This window comes from Faecalibacterium sp. OM04-11BH (genome assembly GCF_003482185.1).
GTDB lineage: Bacteria > Bacillota > Clostridia > Oscillospirales > Ruminococcaceae > Faecalibacterium > Faecalibacterium tardum.
The window spans coordinates 124,995-143,531 of the sequence record NZ_QULS01000005.1; the positions used below are offsets into that span (position 1 = coordinate 124,995).

General features: G+C 52.6%; 19 protein-coding genes and 1 riboswitch. Of the genes, 9 read left to right on the forward strand and 10 right to left on the reverse strand.

The features are described from left to right. Positions 1–19 precede the first annotated feature (19 nt). Complete coding sequence (locus DXB44_RS06600; protein WP_118658151.1) at positions 20–919, forward strand: GDSL-type esterase/lipase family protein; 900 nt, start codon at positions 20–22, stop codon at positions 917–919. Positions 920–982: 63 nt separating this feature from the next. On the opposite strand, the gene DXB44_RS06605 is transcribed toward DXB44_RS06600, so the two are convergent. Next, positions 983–2,644 (reverse strand): formate--tetrahydrofolate ligase, encoded by a 1,662-nt coding sequence (locus DXB44_RS06605; RefSeq protein ID WP_199680572.1) that lies wholly within the window; start codon positions 2,642–2,644, stop codon positions 983–985. A 51-nt stretch (positions 2,645–2,695) separates the two neighbouring features. Beyond that, positions 2,696–2,782: riboswitch (ZMP/ZTP riboswitch) on the reverse strand. Positions 2,783–2,950: 168 nt separating this feature from the next. On the opposite strand from DXB44_RS06605, the gene DXB44_RS06610 reads away from it, so the two are divergent. The 5 genes from DXB44_RS06610 to DXB44_RS06630 all read left to right on the forward strand — a co-directional run bounded on the left by DXB44_RS06610 (position 2,951) and on the right by DXB44_RS06630 (position 8,735). Then, positions 2,951–4,102 carry a cysteine desulfurase family protein gene (locus DXB44_RS06610; protein ID WP_118658153.1) on the forward strand — a complete coding sequence of 384 codons (1,152 nt, stop codon included), beginning with the start codon at positions 2,951–2,953 and terminating at the stop codon, positions 4,100–4,102. A 179-nt stretch (positions 4,103–4,281) separates the two neighbouring features. Continuing rightward, the gene (gene thiI, locus DXB44_RS06615; RefSeq protein ID WP_015536741.1) at positions 4,282–5,481 is read left to right on the forward strand and encodes a tRNA uracil 4-sulfurtransferase ThiI; all 1,200 of its coding nucleotides are present in this window, start codon (positions 4,282–4,284) and stop codon (positions 5,479–5,481) included. Between the two features lie 7 nt (positions 5,482–5,488). Then, a complete protein-coding gene (locus tag DXB44_RS06620) occupies positions 5,489–6,808 on the forward strand; it encodes a competence/damage-inducible protein A (protein ID WP_118658179.1) in 1,320 nt (439 codons plus the stop codon). Between the two features lie 34 nt (positions 6,809–6,842). After that, positions 6,843–7,757 (forward strand): CinA family protein, encoded by a 915-nt coding sequence (locus DXB44_RS06625; protein WP_118658154.1) that lies wholly within the window; start codon positions 6,843–6,845, stop codon positions 7,755–7,757. A 573-nt stretch (positions 7,758–8,330) separates the two neighbouring features. Then, complete coding sequence (locus DXB44_RS06630; RefSeq protein WP_118658155.1) at positions 8,331–8,735, forward strand: AbrB/MazE/SpoVT family DNA-binding domain-containing protein; 405 nt, start codon at positions 8,331–8,333, stop codon at positions 8,733–8,735. A gap of 57 nt (positions 8,736–8,792) precedes the next feature. Here the strand turns inward: DXB44_RS06630 and DXB44_RS06635 are convergent, their stop codons facing one another. The 5 genes from DXB44_RS06635 to DXB44_RS06655 form a co-directional block, all read right to left on the reverse strand. Further along, positions 8,793–10,184, reverse strand: a complete 1,392-nt coding sequence (locus DXB44_RS06635; RefSeq protein WP_113992753.1) for a site-specific integrase — start codon at positions 10,182–10,184, stop codon at positions 8,793–8,795. Continuing rightward, positions 10,184–11,074 (reverse strand): helix-turn-helix domain-containing protein, encoded by an 891-nt coding sequence (locus DXB44_RS06640; RefSeq protein WP_005928318.1) that lies wholly within the window; start codon positions 11,072–11,074, stop codon positions 10,184–10,186. The genes DXB44_RS06635 and DXB44_RS06640 overlap by 1 nt, the downstream gene beginning before the upstream one ends. A gap of 90 nt (positions 11,075–11,164) precedes the next feature. After that, complete coding sequence (locus DXB44_RS06645; RefSeq protein ID WP_242651624.1) at positions 11,165–11,320, reverse strand: helix-turn-helix domain-containing protein; 156 nt, start codon at positions 11,318–11,320, stop codon at positions 11,165–11,167. A 118-nt stretch (positions 11,321–11,438) separates the two neighbouring features. Then, positions 11,439–12,224, reverse strand: coding sequence for a DUF6551 family protein (locus tag DXB44_RS06650; protein WP_055185880.1), 786 nt, complete (start codon positions 12,222–12,224; stop codon positions 11,439–11,441). Beyond that, a complete protein-coding gene (locus DXB44_RS06655) occupies positions 12,221–12,988 on the reverse strand; it encodes a type II toxin-antitoxin system PemK/MazF family toxin (protein WP_243111068.1) in 768 nt (255 codons plus the stop codon). The genes DXB44_RS06650 and DXB44_RS06655 overlap by 4 nt, the downstream gene beginning before the upstream one ends. Before the next feature lie 651 nt (positions 12,989–13,639). Here DXB44_RS06655 and DXB44_RS06660 point away from each other — a divergent pair. Further along, positions 13,640–15,037 (forward strand): ATP-binding protein, encoded by a 1,398-nt coding sequence (locus DXB44_RS06660; protein ID WP_055185881.1) that lies wholly within the window; start codon positions 13,640–13,642, stop codon positions 15,035–15,037. Positions 15,038–15,093: 56 nt separating this feature from the next. Here DXB44_RS06660 and DXB44_RS06665 read toward each other — a convergent pair whose 3' ends face one another. From DXB44_RS06665 to DXB44_RS06680, 4 genes are all read right to left on the reverse strand, one after another. Beyond that, complete coding sequence (locus DXB44_RS06665) at positions 15,094–15,381, reverse strand: helix-turn-helix transcriptional regulator (protein WP_005928332.1); 288 nt, start codon at positions 15,379–15,381, stop codon at positions 15,094–15,096. A gap of 526 nt (positions 15,382–15,907) precedes the next feature. Continuing rightward, entirely contained in the window at positions 15,908–16,615 is a 708-nt protein-coding gene (locus DXB44_RS06670; RefSeq protein WP_199680574.1) for an ImmA/IrrE family metallo-endopeptidase, read from the reverse strand. Continuing rightward, complete coding sequence (locus tag DXB44_RS06675) at positions 16,615–16,896, reverse strand: hypothetical protein (protein WP_005928337.1); 282 nt, start codon at positions 16,894–16,896, stop codon at positions 16,615–16,617. The genes DXB44_RS06670 and DXB44_RS06675 overlap by 1 nt, the downstream gene beginning before the upstream one ends. A gap of 43 nt (positions 16,897–16,939) precedes the next feature. Further along, positions 16,940–17,137, reverse strand: coding sequence for a hypothetical protein (locus DXB44_RS06680; protein WP_005928340.1), 198 nt, complete (start codon positions 17,135–17,137; stop codon positions 16,940–16,942). 208 nt (positions 17,138–17,345) lie between these two features. Between DXB44_RS06680 and DXB44_RS06685 the strand changes: the two genes are divergently transcribed. Together DXB44_RS06685 and DXB44_RS06690 are read left to right on the forward strand one after the other, a co-directional pair. After that, the gene (locus DXB44_RS06685; protein WP_243111070.1) at positions 17,346–18,173 is read left to right on the forward strand and encodes a S24 family peptidase; all 828 of its coding nucleotides are present in this window, start codon (positions 17,346–17,348) and stop codon (positions 18,171–18,173) included. Between the two features lie 19 nt (positions 18,174–18,192). After that, the gene (locus tag DXB44_RS06690; protein WP_243111071.1) at positions 18,193–18,396 is read left to right on the forward strand and encodes a helix-turn-helix transcriptional regulator; all 204 of its coding nucleotides are present in this window, start codon (positions 18,193–18,195) and stop codon (positions 18,394–18,396) included. The last annotated feature ends 141 nt before the right edge of the window (positions 18,397–18,537 follow it).

Here is an 18,537-nt window from a genome sequence, read left to right on the forward strand (position 1 = left end):
CGGAAGTGAGGGAACGACAATGGCAGATTATCAGGAATACCGGCGGCGCATCCTGCACCGGCGCTGGCGCAGGGTGTTTATCATCGTCGCCCTTCTGGCGCTGGTGGCGCTGCTGAGCGCCATCGGCATTCTGTGGAAGGTGCTGCACCGGGAGCGCGTGGATACTGCCCTGAGTCAAAACACCATTCTGCGGCAGGTGACCACGGATAATACATGGAACACGGTCAACTACCCGCTGGCGCGGCAGCTCCGGGTGCAGACGCTGGAGGACAGCACCGAGACCGCGCTGGACTTCCGCATGGCAGCGCTGCCGGCCAGCGCTCCGGTGGAAAAAAGCTGGTTTGCACAGGTCAGTTTTGTGGGTGACAGCCTGACGCAGGGCTTGCAGATCTACGATACCGGTCTGCCCGGGGCGCAGTTCTGCGCCTATAAGGGGGTAGGCCCCAACGCCTTTGTCAACGGCACCAGCTGCAAGCGGGCGGACGGCGTGACGGAGATCCCGTTGGACGCTTTGACCGCCCAGCAGCCCAAGGCCGTCTATGTACTGCTGGGCAGCAATGTGCTGGGGCGGGACACCGATTACACCAGCTTTCTGACCTACTACCGCCTGATGCTGGATATGATCAGTCAGGCGCTGCCGGATGCAAAGATCTATGTGCAGTCCATCACGCCGGTACGGCCGGAGGTGGGCACACAGGCAAACCACGCAGGGCTAAACCGGGACCGCCTGTGTCACATCAACAACGAACTTGCCGCCATTGCGCTGGAAAAGGACTGCTATTTCCTGAACCTTTGGGAGGTACTGGCAGACGAAAACGGCGACCTGATTGAAAGCTATGCCCAGCCGGACGGCTACCACATCAAGCCGGAGGGCTACGCCGCATGGGTAAAATACCTTTGCAGCCACACCATGGAGTGAAAAAGAACGTAAAAGGCGCTGTCCTTGCGGACAGCGCCTTTTGTGTTTTATCAGGCTCTTTTATCAGAACAGGCCGGTGATCTTGCCGTCGGCGTCCACGTCGATGTTCACGGCGGCGGGCTTTTTGGGCAGGCCGGGCATGGTCATGATGTTGCCGCAGATCACCACCACAAAGCCTGCACCGGCGGCCAGACGCACCTCGCGCACTTCCATGGTGAAGCCGGTGGGCGCACCGGTCAGCTTGGCGTTGTCACTGAAGCTGTACTGGGTTTTGGCGATGCAGACGGGCAGGTTGCCGTAGCCCATCTCGGTCAGCTCGGCCAGCGTCTTGCTGGCGGCGGCGCTGAAGTTCACGCCGTCGGCGCGGTAGATCTTGGTGGCAATGGCGTTGATCTTGTCCTTCAGGGGCATCTCCAGCGGGTAGGTGTACTGGATGGGACGATCCTCCAAAATCTCCAGCACCTTCTCAGCCAGTGCCTTGCCGCCCTCGCCGCCCTTGGCGAATACCTCGCTCAGCACGCAGGGCACGCCCTGCTCGGCGCACACCTGCTCCACATAGGCCTGCTCCTCGGCGGTGTCGGTGGGGAAGGCATTGATGGCTACCACCACCGGCAGACCGAAGCCGTTCTTCAGGTTGTCGATGTGACGGATCAGGTTGGAGGCACCGGCCTTGACAGCTTCGAGGTTGGGCTGGTTCAGATCGGCCTTGGCTACGCCGCCGTGGCTCTTGAGGGCACGCACGGTAGCCACCAGCACACAGGCAGAGGGAGCAATACCGGCATAGCGGCACTTGATATCCAGGAATTTCTCCGCACCCAGATCAGCGCCGAAGCCTGCCTCGGTGATGGTGTAGTCTGCCAGCGAAAGGCTGAGCTTGGTGGCCAGCACGCTGTTGCAGCCGTGGGCAATGTTGGCAAAGGGGCCGCCGTGGATGATGGCGGGGTTATTCTCCAGCGTCTGCACAAGGTTCGGGTCCAGTGCATCCTTCAGCAGGGCGGTCATGGCACCGGCTGCGCCGATCTCACCGGCGGTCACCGGCTTGCCGTCGTAGGTGTAGGCGCATACGATGCGGGACAGCCGCTCCTTCAAATCGGAGATGCTGGTGGCAAGGCAGAAGATGGCCATGACCTCGCTGGCCACGGTGATGTCAAAGCCGTCCTCGCGGGGGGTGCCATTCACCTTGCCGCCCAGACCGTCCACGATGAACCGCAGCTGCCGGTCGTTCATGTCCATGCAGCGCTTCCAAGTGATGCGGCGGGGGTCGATGTTCAGCGGGTTGCCCTGCTGGATGCTGTTGTCGATCATGGCAGCCAGCAGGTTGTTGGCGGTGCCAATGGCGTGCAGGTCACCGGTAAAGTGCAGGTTGATATCCTCCATGGGCACCACCTGTGCGTAGCCGCCGCCGGCAGCGCCGCCCTTTACGCCGAACACGGGGCCAAGGCTGGGCTCGCGCAGGCAGAGCATGGTCTTTTTGCCCAGTGCGTTCATGGCATCGGCCAGACCCACGCTGGTGGTGGTTTTACCTTCACCGGCAGGGGTGGGGCTGATGGCGGTGACAAGGATCAGCTTGCCCTGCTTTTTGGCGTTGTGGATCAGCCGGTGGTCGATCTTGGCCTTGTAGCGGCCATAGGGGATCACACTTTCCTCCTTCAGACCCAGCTGGGCGGCGATCTGGGTGATGGGCTTCATTTTGGCTTCCTGCGCAATCTCGATATCGGTCTTCATACAGACATCCTCCTTGATAGCAAAAAAGGGCAGCTTTGCGCAGCAATTGCGCAAGGCTGCCCAGACGGTCGGCATTGACATCCCATGCACCCCTGCACTGTGGTGCTCCACAAGGTTCCGTCAGCAGGGATGCGGTCTATGCTGTAAAGATAGCACACCACCGGGGTGTTTGTCAAGGAGGTACAGTTACAAAAAAAGAGAAAAATCACTCATAAATGCAGAAAATTTTTTGCGTTATCCAAGGGTTTGTGCTATACTTATTCTGGGTTATTATGAAAACAACGACAGAAAGCAGGAAATCCATATATGCTGCAAAACCCTCAGTTACATTATCTGGACAACGCGGCCACCACCATCGTAGCGCCCGAGGTGGCGGACGTCATAAACAAGGCCATGCGGGAGCACTGGGCAAACCCCTCCAGCCTGTACGGCCCGGGCGCGCGCAGTGAAGAGGCTTTGAACGCCGCCCGCGCCGCCGTGGCGCGCACGCTGGGCTGCAAAAGCCGGGAGCTGTACTTTACCTCCTGCGGCAGCGAGAGCAATAATCTGGCGCTGCTGGGCGCGGTGCAGACCCGCACCTTTGGCAAGGGCATCGTGGTGTCCGGCTTCGAGCACCCCAGCGTGCAGCGGCCGCTGGAGCGGCTGGCAAAGCAAGGCTACGACGTTACCGTGGTAGCACCCCGGGCAGACGGCACGCTGGACATTACCGCCATGCTGGAGCGGGTGGACAAAAACACCGTTCTTGTGGCCTGCATGATGGTGAATAACGAAATCGGCACCCGCAACGATGTGGAACGCCTTGCCGCCGAGGTAAAGCGCCGCAACAGCCGCACCATCGTCCATGTGGACGCGGTGCAGGCGTGGATGCGTGTGCCCATCAAGCTGGACAACATCGATACGCTCTCGGTGAGCGGCCACAAGATCCATGCCCCCAAGGGCATTGGTGTGCTCTACCTTTCCGACCGGCTGGTGCAGGCCTTCCAGCCGCCCTATCTGGGCGGCGAGCAGGAGCGGCAGATGCGCCCCGGAACTGAAAATCTGCCCTACGCCATGGGTCTGGCCGCAGCGGCTACCCGTCTGGCCAAGACCATGAAAAGCCGGGACACCGCCATGCGTGCGCTGAACCGGCAGCTGCGGGAGGGGCTGAAGGCCTTCCCGGAGGTGGTCATCAACAGCCCGGAGAACGCCGTGCCCGAGGTGCTGAACTTCAGCGAGATGTGCATCAAGAGCGAGACCATGCTGGCTTTTCTGGCCGAAGAGCAGATCTACGTTTCCTCGGCCAGCGCCTGTGGGCGCGGTCAGCCCAGCCACACACTGGCAGCCATGGGGCGCGACCCGCTTGCCATCGACACCGCCATCCGGGTGTCCTTTTGCGCCGACAACACCCCGGAGGATGTGGATGCCTTCCTCAACCGCTTCGAGGACGGCATGAAGCATTTGCAGAAGATCAGAAAGTAAAAACGGAAGCCGTTCTATGGGAAGATACAGTTTGCCTGCACGACCCCGATTTGTGAAAGAGTGAATGGAAAATGACTGCGGTCATTTTCCATTCACAGATAAAAATCATTCATCCGCTGAATATGGCCAGAGCGAAAGCGGAGGCCATTATAAATCCCACATCAGGAGATGCAACATTTATGAAGGAAATTATTATGGGCTATCAGGGCGAAATGTCCCTGAAAGGCCTCAACCGCAACCAGTTTGAAGCAGCCATGATGAAGATCCTGCGCTACCGTCTCAAGACGGTGGGCAAGTTCAAGGTGTACTGCACCCAGTCCACCTTTTATATGGAACCCGAGGAAGAGGACGTGGATATGGACCTAGCCTTTGAGCGGGTCAGCAAGGTGTTCGGCCTTGCCGCGCTCAGCCGCGCCGTGGTGTGCGAAAAGGATTTCGATACCATTTGCCAGACCGCTGAGGATTATCTGGGCAGCGCGCTGCACGGCATTCGCACCTTCAAGGTGGAAGCCCGCCGCGCCGATAAGACCTACCCCATGACCAGCCCGGAGCTGATGCGGGAGCTGGGCGCTTACCTGCTGGGCAAGCACAACTACCTGAAGGTGGATGTGCATAACCCGCAGTTCAAGGTCATCGTGGAAATTCGCGATTACGGTGCGTATATTCACGGCCCGAAAATACCGGGCGAGGGCGGTCTGCCTGTGGGTACCAGCGGTCGTGCCCTGAATATGCTCTCCGGCGGCATCGACAGCCCGGTGGCGGCCTATCGTATGGCAAAGCGCGGTCTGGCACTGGATCACATCCATTTTGCATCCCCTCCGTATACTTCTGAGCGTGCAAAACTAAAAGTAAAGGCCCTGGCGCAGCTTATTACCGTATATACCGGCAGCGCTAACCTGTTCGTGGTGCCCTACACCAAACCGCAGGAATACATTCGGGACAACGCCCCGGATGTGCTGTTCACGGTGCTGATGCGCCGCAGCATGATGCGCATTGCAAACGTGATCGCCAAAAAGCAGGGCTGCGAAGCGCTGGTCACCGGCGAAAGTCTGGCACAGGTGGCAAGCCAGACCGTCAAGGCTTTGCAGTGCACCGATGCCGCACAGGATCTGCCCATCCTGCGCCCGCTCATCGGTATGGACAAGACCGAGATCATCGAGACCTCCCGCCACATCAATACCTTTGAGACCAGCATCCTGCCCTACGAGGATTGCTGCACCATCTTCACCCCGCCGCACCCGAAGATCCGCCCCGAGTTGGAGGAGATCCTTGCCGCCGAAGCCGCCATGCCCGGCCTTGCCGCATTGGAGGCCGAGGCCGCAGAACAGACCGAGCGCATCCGGGTGCGCATCACCGATCAGGTAGAATTCGAGGGTTGATTTGTCCATGACAGCAGAGATCATCAGTGTGGGTACCGAGCTGCTGCTCGGCAACATTCTTAACACCAATGCCCAGTACCTCAGCCGGGAGCTGGCTGCACTGGGCATCACCGTCCGGCGGCAGAGCACCATCGGCGATAACCATGACCGTCTGGCAGATTTTGTCAACGAAGCAAAGCAACGGTGCGATTTGTTGGTGTTCACCGGCGGGCTGGGCCCCACGGCGGACGACCTGACCAAGGAGACGGTGGCCGCCTGCTTTGGCGACACCCTTACCTTTGACTCCGACGAGTGGCAGAAGATCGTGGACTTCTTTACCCGCACCGGGCGCGAGACCACCCCCAACAACCGTAAGCAGGCCATGGTGCCGGTGCATGGGCATAAGGTGGTCAACCACCACGGCACCGCGCCGGGTGCATGGTTCGAGCAGGACGGTCACTGTGCCGTGCTGATGCCCGGCGTGCCCCACGAGATGAAGGCCATGTGGGAGGAAAGCGTGCGCCCGCTGCTGCTGGCGCGGCAAAGCTGCGCCCTGCACAGCCTGACGCTGCGGGTGCTTGGCGGCGAGAGCAATCTGGAATACCGGGTGCGTCCGCTGCTGGAAAACACGAATCCCACCGCCGCCATCTATTGCAAGACCGGTGAGTGCGAGATCCGCATCACCGCCCGGGCACAGAACGACACCGAGGCACAGACCATGTGCCGCGCCTACGCCAAAAAGTTCTATGATCTGCTGGGCGATGCGGTGTATGATGAGGATGTCGCCGGGTTGGAAGAGACGGTGGTGCACACGCTGCAGGCCAACGGCCTGACCATTGCCACAGCCGAAAGCTGCACCGGCGGCATGATCGCCCAGCGCCTGACCAACGTGTCCGGCGCAAGCGAGGTGTTCGGCTACGGCTTTGTGACCTACTGGGAGCAGGCCAAGGCGAAGCTTGTCGGGGTAGACCCGGCGGTCATTGCGCAATATAATGTGGTGTCGGCTCCCGTGGCGGCGCAGATGGCGCTGGGCGCGGCAAAGGCCGCCGGTGCGGATATCGCGGTCAGCGTTACCGGTCTGGCAGGCCCCGGCGGCGGTGATGCCGTCCGGCCTGTGGGCACGGTGTATCTGGGCGCTGCCCGGGGAGACAAGGTCTATGTGAAAAAGCTGTTCGTCTCCCGCCCGGACCGTGCACTCATCCGCGCCCGCGCCGCACAGACTGCGCTGGAACTGGCGCTGCGGCTGGCGCAGGGCAAGACCCCAGCCGGTACGCAGGTGCTGCCCGAAAGCGCACAGCATGACCCCGCCGCCCTGACCGCCTTGGACGAGACCCTGCGGGCAGAGTAAGGGCGGCCCCTGCGGCCGCAGGGGGGGATGCGTCATGACAAATAAGGAAGAGCGCCCGGCGGGCTGCGTGCTGCGGCTGTTCGGTGCGCCGGAGCAGACCGTGCAAAAGGCTGTGGAAGCCCTGCCGGACACTTGGCAGGGCACGGTGCACTGCCGCAGCCGGGGTGCGGAAACGCTGGTGGCGCTGCAAAGCAGCACCCCGCAGCAGCTGCACCGGGCGGTACAGCAGTTGCGGACAAGCCTTGCCCCGGCGCTGTACGGGGAAGGGGAACAGACCCTTGCCGCCGCCGCAGTGCAGGCGCTGGAGCAGCACCGCAAGCTTTTGGTGTGCAGCGATGCCGCTGCCGGGGCGCTGCTGGAGACCCGACTGGAAAACCTTCCCGGCGCGGAAAAGGTGTTCGATTTTGGGGCCATGAGCTACGCCAACGCCGCGCTCAACGCCCGGCTCAGCCGGAAGCTGCGCAAAGCACCGCAGGCAGAGCCTGCCCGCACACTGGCGCGGGTGCAGGCCATGCAGCGGATGACCGGTGCCGCGCTGGTAGCGGGCTGTGCGGAGCTGCCCCAAAGCCGCCTGCTGCTGGTGGGCAGCAAAAAGGGCTGCTGGCTGCGGTGCGTATCGCCGGAGGAGAACCCCGGCCTGTGGCTGCTGGATCTGCTGCGCCGTGCCGCCTGTGGTCTGCCGCAGGCTGGGGGCACAAACTGGCAGCCTTACGGCAGAGCTGTGCCGGATGCAGCCCTGACCCCTGCCGTTCTTGCGGCTGCGCCGCCCACGCCGCTGAACCCGAAGCATCACCGGCTGGGCAAGGTACTGACGGTGCTTTTGCTGCTGGCACTGGCAGCGCTGGCTGCCGGGTGGTACTATACCGGCGGCGACCTTGCCGCCCTGCCCCAAAAGCTGCAAAGCCTTGGCGCAGAAAGCTTGCCCCACGCCGGGGCAAGGCTGGTGTGAGCGCTGTGGCGGCGCTTTCAATAGAAAAAACCAAGCCCGGAGGGTTCATAGACCTTCCGGGCTTGGTTTTTGCACTGGCGTCCCCGATGTGATTTGAACACACGGCCTTCCGCTTAGGAGTAGGGGCTGAAGCTATAAATCCTAGGCAAAAGTAGGTAAAACAAGTAACGCTTTATCAATGGATTTTTTGTTGCGCTGTCAATCTAAGTAAAGAACACAAACCCCGAAATAAAGCGAGTAAAAGGCTTTTCATTAGCAGAAAATTAGCAGAGCTAATGAAAAGTGGAAGGTTCATTGTAAAATGCCCACCTTTCATTAGCTGGGAGGCGTGTGGCTGTTCATGGCACCAGAAGAACACCAGTTGCAAAAAGCAGCTGAAGCCTGTTTCTGGATTTATGATACCATGTCGGAATCGCAGTTGCAATAGGAACATGGCCAGAACACAATATAAAAGGATTCTGACCTATGTAGTGGAAAGTATACTTCATCTTGTAAAAAGAACGGTTTTATGGTATTCTTATGGAAGTATAGGCACTGTGCACAAAGAATTTTGCGTGATTTTAGGAGTGTACAATGGAAAAGAAATTTAACATTGTAGTCAGTGAAGATGGAACGGTAAAACTCCCGGATGAGGTGCTGAAAAAACTTGAAGTTAAACCCGGAGAGGAAGTTCGCTTCGAGGTGGATGACAATTTCTATGCAGTCAGGCTTTTATCACGGATAGAAGCTGAACGCTTGGATTACTTGAACTGGATGCATAATAAACATTGCCCCTCTATTGAGGAAATGATTGCAGAGTCGAGAAAACAAGCCACTCAGAACATTGTGATCTCCCGTATCCTTGATGGGATGCCGGCAGAAAAAATCGCAGAAGGCTATGAAGTTTCACTCGATTATGTAAAACAGCTTACACATCAGCTGAAGATGGACATAGAGGAAGCTAAGGCGAAAAAACACAAAGAAACGGGATCATCCTAAAACAGATAGCGGCAGTTTTCCATATACGGAAAACTGCCGCTGTTTATGTATAGAGGCTTATAGGTTCTTTGCAAGATTTTTAATGAGTGTAGCCATAGAGGGGTCAGCCAGCAGTTTAGCAAGAGCTGCTGCCGCATCTGTATCGACTGGACTGGCTTTAGGAGTGGATTGCTCTGCGCGAGGGAGGGCTTCAGGCTCTGCACCATGATGCTGATAGAAGAAATCGTCGAATCGTTGTGCGTTCAAACGCCGATCATCATCCAGAATGTGTGCGTACTGCTCGGTGACCATCGAAGCCTGTGCATGACCGGAATCGCCCTGCACGGCTTTGATATCGCCGCCGTTCAGCTTGAGCTTGTATGTAATGCTGGAGTGTCGGAAGCTGTGGAAAACCACTTTGGGGAGATCGTTTTCCTCAATCAGCTGCTTCAATGCACCGTTAATGGTGGATTGTTCGGTCGGCATTCCCAGCGGGCCGGCAACCACGAGATTATAGTCTGCATACTCTGCACCCAGTGCGTCCTTTGTCATGTCCTGCTCGGCTTTATAGTGGACAAGCATTTCAGCAACTGTTTTGGGGAGAAAAATGGTTCGGATACTGCTGTCTGTTTTAGGGCTTTTCAGAACCTGGACCGTGGTGCAGCGGGAACTCAGCGAGGGAAAACGAGTGATGACATTTTTATTTTCCAAGGCGTTCAGCGAAGCAATATCTACACGCTGCAATTCCTTATTTATGTAAATGGAGGCTCGCCCGGCTTCAATGCTTTCGGGGGAGATATCCACACAATCCCATGTCAGACCGAGCAATTCCCCTAAGCGCAGGGAACAAGAGAAGGAGAGGTTGATGCAAAGCCGGAGCCGTGGATCATCACAGACTTCTAAGGCATGGAACAGGGTCTCGGCAGTCCAGATATCACGCTTCTTTGCAGTGTATTTGGGCAAGGTGGCATAAATACAGGGATTCTTTTCCATAAGTTCCCACTTTACAGCCTGCTCAAAGGCACTTCTCAAAATTTTGTGAACCGAACGAACCGTGCCGGGAGAAACGTATTGATGCTGACGCTTTCCACACATAGGGTCAACGGCTTCGTATTTAAGCAGCCGCTGATAATATCCCTCAATTACGCGGGTGGTGAGATCTTGCAGCTTCATTGAGCCGATAAGCGGTTCTATGTAGTTTGAAATCAGTGCAGTGTTTGATTGATAGGTTGAAAGTGCCCATTTGGTTCTTCCGTACAGGGTGACGTATTCTTTAAGCAGGTCTTTTAGAGTTCGGCACTGGGGTGCCACAAAGGTACCGACGGATTCTTTGTATTCGACCTCTTTCTTACGGTTTTTGGCATCTGCAAGGTCGGTAAAGGTTTCCCATTTCTGCTTTAGCGTTCCATTAGTGTGTTTGTAGGTATAGACAACGCAGTATCGGTTATTGCGTTTGACAATGCTAGCCATTATACATCCTCCTCTACTTTACGTTTGGACTTCAGAACTTCATCGAAAGCATCTTTTTGGATGCGTTTTACCCTTCCCAACTTCATCGTTGGAATTCCTTCTTTGAGAACCCACGAGTCAAGTGTTGGGCGGCTGATTCCGTAAAAAGCCTGAATTTCCTGAAAACTGTAGTATTTCCCATTCTTGGGACATTGCAGTTTTAGCGGCGGCTCCTCATGCGTTTCTTTTTTCGGTTTTTGAAGTTGGTATGTAGATTGGCTTTTAAGCCATGCCTTAAAACTTTTTTTGGTAATGCGCGGCCTGTCGGCCACGCGCTCAATGACGAAACAATCTCGGTATTTTTTGCAATCAAGAATCCCATAAACATTCTTGCGTGGGATACCGAGTAGTTTTGCCATTTCCGGGATGGAGATGGTTTGCGCTTCAATCTCCCGGTCACGCTCACGGTCGGCTGCTGTGCGGTAGCGACTTTGTGATCGGTACCACCGCTCAAAGTCCTCTTTGGGAATTCTCATACAGAAGTCTGCCGTTTCTGTTTTCAACTTGCCCTGTCGGATGAGTGTATAGATCGTTTCGGGTTTCACCTTCAATATCTCGGCGGCGTCAGGAACGGAATAGGACCGTTTGCAAAGTTCCTCGCCCGGTGGCGAACCATTGACCTTATGATATTTGACCTGATTGGCATACCATTTCTCAAAGCTGGAAATAACGATACGCCTTTTGTCGTTTATCAGAATGACTTCAAAGAGATTCTTATGAAGCAGCCAATAGCTGTCTGTTTTACCAAGGCCGAGAAGCTGCCGCATCTCACGAACCGACATGGTGGTTTTGGTAGTGGCAGGTTCAGCTTTTCCGTATAAGGGAGCCGAAGTATTCCGCATATCATCCATGAAAGACACCTCTCTATCTATGTAAAAGTTTAGCCGGGATTTCTCATCCCGGCTAAAGAATAGCAGATTTCGCGTGAAATGTTGAGGATGTCAAACAGCAGGATTGCGTTCAACAGTGCCATCATTGAGCCATGCTTCAAAGCTGGCTTTGGAAATACGGTAAGCGCCGCTTACCTTGAACCAGCGGAATTCGTTCTGCTTCAGTAGACGGTAGACAGTGGGACGGCTCAGGAGCAGCATTTCCATCAGGTCCTACGGTATAGCAGCGGCTGTCCTTTGCTGTGGAAACAGGGGAGGAAACCGAGTTGGGCGAAGGTTCTTCATGGATAATCATTGGATAATACCTCGTTAAATATACTTAAAGTTAAAACTTGAGCGGCAATGCAGCCCGGCGGCTGCCACCATTATAAATAGTATAGACCTGCTGAAGGTACTTCGTCTTGCCGGGAAGGCTTACGCCTGCGGTTCGTGCAAGGCGAAAAATCGTGAATGCATCGACCTGCCGCAGTTTGGCAATCAGACGGCTTTTACTGTATTCGGAGTGGTACAGTTCTACAAAGCGGCAGATGCCGAGCAGATTTGCAGAACTCATGGAATCAGGTTCTCCGTTCCACGCATTCAGCAAAACATCAAGGGATTCGATATACAGTTCCGGACCCAGCCGGATGAATTCGTGATAGGCGGTTGCGATGCAGCTGATCCGCTGCTTGCCCCGGCCTTCTTCAAAAGAAAGATGAACGCCAGCCAATTCGGTGGCCTGCTGGAATGCAACGGCAGCAGGCTCCCCTGCAAAAATCAGGGCACGGAGCTTCTGTCCTGCACTCAGCCGTTCCGAAATGCCTGTCTGCTGTGCAAACAGGAGGGCTTCTTCTCGTTCTGTCATACCAAAATAAACCTTGCAGCGAATCTGCAAATCTTCGCCGCCGTTCAGAAATTTCCGTGCAGCGATGGTGTTCTGTCCGTCCATCACATAGTAGTGACCATCCCGGAAGCTGATCTTCGGCTCATTGGCAACCCGCTCGTCAAATTCTTTTGCGATGCGGGCAACACGAGCGGGGTGAAGAGCACGCTGATAAGTGTCGCGCGGCACGATCAGTTCGCTGCTGTTCAGGCACATCTCATGGTAAGGTTTTACAACTGCGTTCATCATAAAGGAACCTCCTTCTTCTTTTGCAGAAAATCAATTCCTGATTGGATAATCAAACCGATTTTCTTCTTTTCGTTATCGGATAAGTGAAAACTGGAATACCGTTCATAACAGATATTCCAGCGGAACATAAGCGATTGAAGTGCATCATCCAGTTCTGCGACCATGAACTCAACAGAAGATTCTGTTGGGGTGGAGAGCATCCTTTCCGATATCTGCTCAATGCTATGTAAATCGCCTTTTGTGTGCTTGGTGAGAGCAGGGGGCTGACTGTTCAGCACACGAAGATTCTGAAACTGCTGGGAGAGCAGCTCTTTTGCAGCGGCGAGAACATCCTCCTGCGGAGGAGCCGTAAGGTATTTTCGGAATGACTTATACCCAATGAAGCCAAAGCTGTATTGCAGACACACTGACACTTGCCGCATTTCATATTTGGACAGGTGCCCAAGGTAGCTTAACACTCTGGATTTATCTGCGGGGCGCGGACTTTCGCAAATCGCCATAGATGGCGCACTCAAAAAGCGATTGTGCAGAATAAAATGCATCGGCATATTTCGCTTTTTGATCTGTGTTGTCAGCGGAACGACCAGAAGAACATTGGAATAAAAATTACCGTCATCGTTCTGGACAACAATGGCAGGTCGGATGCCGCCTTGTTCGGAACCGCTGTAAGGATTCAGATCCATCATGTAGACATCCCCGCGCTTGTACATCCAGTTTGCGGGCATAGGCGGATACTTTTTCTCTTTTTTGCCTCGTGTTGCCAATTTGGATTTCTCCTTTCTATCCGTATATGTAACAGTGGGCTGCTCGCACAGCCCACCCTACTATCTCAAACAGCAAAAATGCTGTGATTTATAGTTCTATACCTTTCCGTATTTGTCCCCGACATCCCCGGAAAACGAAAACTCAGTTTTCGTGTGGGAAATCTTTCAGCCGTCCGGCAGCGTACCGAATCCATAGGGTTCTCACCTCTCCGTGGTTCTCACCGAGCTGCCCGAAGGCAGAAGTATCATTATTCTGTGATGGCTCTTAGCTATGGAGAAGCTGTCATCCATTTACCGTCAACCTACCGCTCATTCCCTCAGTGGGAGATCATCGCATTTGTTACGGACGTGGCTCATCATCACAGGAACGTGACTGAAGAATGCGTGTTCAATTTTCAAGGGGCGGGATAGCTTGAGGGCTGCTTTGAACGCTTTCCGAAGCTATGGCTGTATTGTAACCGATGCGGAACGAAATGAACAGGAACTCAGAGTTCACAATTTTTGAGGAAAATAGGAAGTATAGTTCCTGTTTTTCGATGAGCCGTCAAAAATATATTTCTTGACTTTATGTAAGAAATGAAGTATTATACTCGTAAGAAACTAACTTACGAGTATATAAATTCGATAAATACACTTTGGGGAGGGAACAAAATGAGCCGATTTTACTGCCGCGATGAGGAACTTCGGAAGTTAAACAAACGATATGAGAATGGAAAGTTTGAATGCGTTGTCATTTACGGCAGACGCCGTGTTGGAAAAACTGCGCTGATCAATGAATTCTGCAAGGATAAACCGACCATTTTCTTCTCTGCCTTGAATACGACCGGAAAAGAAAATCTGGAAGCCTTGTCCAAGGCAATCATGAGTTTTGAACGACCCAATGCAGAATCATCTCCGGAATTTACAACCTACGATGCAGCATTGGACGAACTGACAGCTCTCTCCAAGGAGCAGCGGATCGTATTTGTAATTGATGAGTATCCTTATCTTGCAAAGGCTAAACCCGCTATTTCCGCAATGCTTCAGCACATCATCGACCATAAATGGACAGAGTCCCAAATGTACCTGATCCTGTGTGGCTCGTCCATGAGTTTTATGGAAAGTCAGGTTTTGGGCAAAGAAAGCCCTCTGTATGGGCGCAGAACAGCGCAATTCAAGATCATGCCGCTGGATTACAAGGAAACAGCGGTGTTCCATCCGAATCTGTCCGAGGAAGATAACGCCCTGATTTATGGCATCACAGGCGGCGTTCCGCATTATATCAACAAATTGGATGTTCGGGACAGCGTAGATGAAGCACTGATGGAAAACTTGTTTGACCGTTCCAGCTACCTCTATGAGGAACCGGCCAACCTGTTAAAGCAGGAGCTGCGTGAGCCAGCAATTTATAATGCAATCATCAAGGCAATTGCAGAGGGGGCTTCTCGCCTGAATGATATCACCACGAAAGTTGGTGAAGAAAACTCTGTGGTGGCGAAGTACCTCAAAACGTTGATAGACCTTGGAATCGTCAAAAAGGAAACGCCGATCACTGAGAAACCGGGCAAAAAAACGATCTATCTTCTGGCAGACAATTTTTTTCGTTTTTGGTACCGTTTTGTGCCGGTCAATGCAAGTGCCATTGATTCGGGGCGGATCGCAAAGACCTACCCCCATGCGGTGAAGCAGTATTTTCCAGACTATATGGGTCTGATTTTTGAGAAGATGTGCCAAGACTACTTGCTCTATTATGCGAATGATCTTCCTATCGAGTTGAGTGAGATTGGGCAGTGGTGGGGAACCGACCCTCAAAAAAAGAAGCAGATACAAATCGATATTGTCGGTAGGCCGGTTGAGGGCAATGACTATATCATCGGCTCCTGCAAATATCGCAATGAAAAAATCGGTTTGGACGAACTGGAACTGATTCGGGAATATGCAGCAGTCTTTGGGAAAGGAACAAACTACCACTACTACATTTTCTCGAAAGGCGGATTTACGGACGGACTACTTCAGGCACAGGAACGCGGAGAAATACAGCTGCTTACCCTTGCCGATATTTTTGAATAACACAAGAAACGCTCTTGTCGGTGTAAAACCGGCAGGAGCGTTTCTTGTTGAAGTGATTATAAAAGACCTTTGATTTTTTCAAGATGATCTATAGCGGCTTGCAGTTCATTTTGAAACTGATCCCTAGAAGGATCTCGGCCCAAAAGAAGATAATCCATACTGACATGGAAGTATTCTGCAATATCGATCAGGATTTTTACAGAGCCATTGGAGCTTCCCCTTTCAAGATCGCCGAGGTGGCGATGGGAAACACCAAGTTTTTCAGCAAGTTTTTCCTGCGATAACTTCGCATTTGTACGCAAAGTAAAAATACGGTTACCAATAGCATTCGGATCAAAACTCATGTGTGACCTCCAAATTTTCGATAAAGCGTGAGAAGTCGAAAACTCGGAGTTGCTACGGATATCTAGCCGCTTGGGGCATCCACGAAAAACGGACAAACATAAAGCCTGCTCCTTTTTACGGGAGCAGGCTTCCTGAAGGCTAAAAAAATAGCCGGACAACAACCAACTGAGGGATCTTCAAAGAAAATCTCTCAATCAGCTGTTGCCCGGCTATTTGGAGCACGTTTCATACATTGCCTTGCGGCAATGGCCCGTTGCTCGGAGCGAACAGTCCATATTCAGGGTGCAATGCACCCGTATTTGTTAAAATGACTGGAAAATCACCGGCATCTAAATGCCAGATCAAGTCTCAGGGTTTCTTTGCATCTATTGCACTTCACTTGTAGTATACCTGAACACCCCTCGATTTTTTGGTATAACTTATTTCCACAAACAGGGCAAAATCTCCAGCCTATGCTAAATTCTGCCTGCTGTGTAGTAGTCGGTGCTTTACCGGCAAAGGGACGGTTCTTTAACTGAATCATATTCATTCTCCAAATCGCATGATGTCCAATGGATGGCAGTGGATGGGTTTGCCTTTTATAACCTGCATCTGCTGCAGTCTGATCCTGATTGCAGACCAAGAAACCCCAATCCGTCGAGCCATCTCCAGAATTTTTTCATAGTTAGGGTCAGACACTGATTTGTACAGAATCCCATTTGGCAGAGTCAACGCTACACGTTCTATTTCGGCATTGATCAGAAATGTTGGCATCAGCAGCTCTGCTGCAAGGGTATCCGCCTGCCATTCTTCCCACGAGGGCTTTCCGTTTCTCTCCCGATAGGCAATGTGCCCACGGCACTTGACTGCTTTTCCGTAGTCGTTCGGAAACAGATCAGCCAAAATCTGATGTGCTGCTTCATGCGCTATTGTGAAATTCCGGCATCCAGTGCATCTGTCTGCCGCAAGAGCAGAATCGATTACGATATCCTTCGGCATAAATACTTCAACAAGCTTTGTTCCATCCTCAAGGGTTGCGGTGAAGCTACATCTCTGGAAAACCGTTAATCCAAGGATGTGACCATCGCTACACAGCGGCAACATCTTCAGATTCAGTCCAAGAACAGAATTTGCAAACTGCTCTGGGTTAATAGGAGCGGGGTCATTTTTGCTTATTCCGAAGAGTGCATAGTACATTTCAATATATTTGCCTGCTATGCACGAAAGTTCTGCACGCGATAAGTATCTTGCCATTATGAAGCCCTACCTTCTGATGTGGCACAGTAGGCTTCCACGAACCACTTGCCCTTTTCAAGCCAAAGATTCCGTTTCTGCCCGCAAATCAGGCAGGTGAAGCAATGCCCTTTCACGCCAAAACGTGATGTACCGTGCTTGACTGCCAAGACACGATCAATTCCATAAGTGCGAGTCTTGTCATAGTTTATGGCAAGAGGACGGATCTTGCCGTCAGGAGTAAAACGAACATCCACTTCGACGTATCTTTTCTCACGGCGAAGGTTGTAATCACCACACATCAGAATTCCTCCTTTTTGCAGATTTATCAGAATGCAGCGTGCATTACTTGCGAATCATACTGCGTGCCACGAGCTGTTTTTCGTTTAACAGAGGAACGGACACTGTATGCTTTTTCCACTCATCCATAGAGCAGGTTACTGCTTTGCACAGACGGCATTTTGTCCAGCCGTCGGTTGCATCAAGATCTACATCATAGTTCATGGTTCCGCACATCGGGCATCTTACATTTTCTTTTCTCATATTATCACCTCTCAAAAACGCCAAATATACACGATTTCGGTCCAGAATTAACACCAAAAAGCTGTTATTTGTGGATTTGGTTCGATTATACGCCCACTTTATGGAGATGTCAATTACGAATTTGTCGCTATTTTGGAGATTTCTTATTGATTTCCTGTATTTTCTATACTATAATAGGGCTACCGGATCACAAAGGAGTGTTCTTGTTATGAAAAAGAAAACCACGCTCACCAAAATGCACATAGCCCCATCCACGGTGTGCTATGATGCAGTCGCCGCAAGGGATAGTAATGAGGTTGGCCTGATTCTCGCAGCTGTACGAAAAAGGAATGGCTATTCACTTGTGACTTTCTCCGAACTTCTCCGCCACTATGGCGTCGATGTCAGTGACAAGGGAATCAGTAAATGGGAAAAAGGATACACCACTCCCAGCATCTACCAACTGGTTGCAATCTGCCACGCATTGAACATCAAGGAAGGACCTTCCTACTTTACAAAGACCTTTCAGAAACCCGCCCTTCTAAATGCCATCGGGCAAAAAAAAGTCGCTGAGTACGAAATGGACTTGATTGCATCTCGGCGCTACCAGCCAGGCACAGAAGAACCTGCGAAAATCGACTGCATAATGATGCCAGTATCAGAGTTGCCAGTATCGGCAGGTCTAGGAGCTTTTCTTGAAGGTGAAATGTTTCAACAGATACAGGTGCCTGCCAGTAGCGTTCCGGCAGGGGCTGAGTTCGGGATATACGTTAGTGGCGATAGTATGGAGCCGCGTTATCATGACGGACAAATCGTATGGGTGAAGCACTGCGAAGAACTTGAATGCGGGGATATCGGGATATTCGTATATGATGACTGTGGATATCTGAAAAAATACGATGAACATACCCCAGATAAGTCCCAAGCAGAGTTTTTTACCGACAGCTATGGCGTGGTGCATAACCAACCGGTTTTAGTTTCTCTTAACACCAAATATTCACCGATCCTTATATCTCCAGAGCAAAGATTCGAGGTTGTTGGAAAAGTTTTGAACTAAAAAGATGGGAGGAGTTTTCGTGGATACGATCAAGCGTGTTCAGGATTTGATGCAAGCGCGTGATATGAATCTGTTTGTGTTGGCAAAGAAATGCGGAATATCGTATTCCACGATTCAAACAACTGCCCGTCGGGGAGGGCAGTTAAGCGTAGAAACCATCGAAAGAATCTGTCTTGGCTTGGGAATCACCTTAAAAGACTTCTTTGATTCCTCATACTTATAGTAAAAAGCCGCTCACCATGCTGGAAACCTGCACGGTGAGCGGCTTTAATACTGCTTCTATTTTATCCTTGGGCCATCTCCAGATAAATGTTAAGCTGCATCTGTCTGGCGATCCTATTCGTGATCCTTGGAATCGGCATCA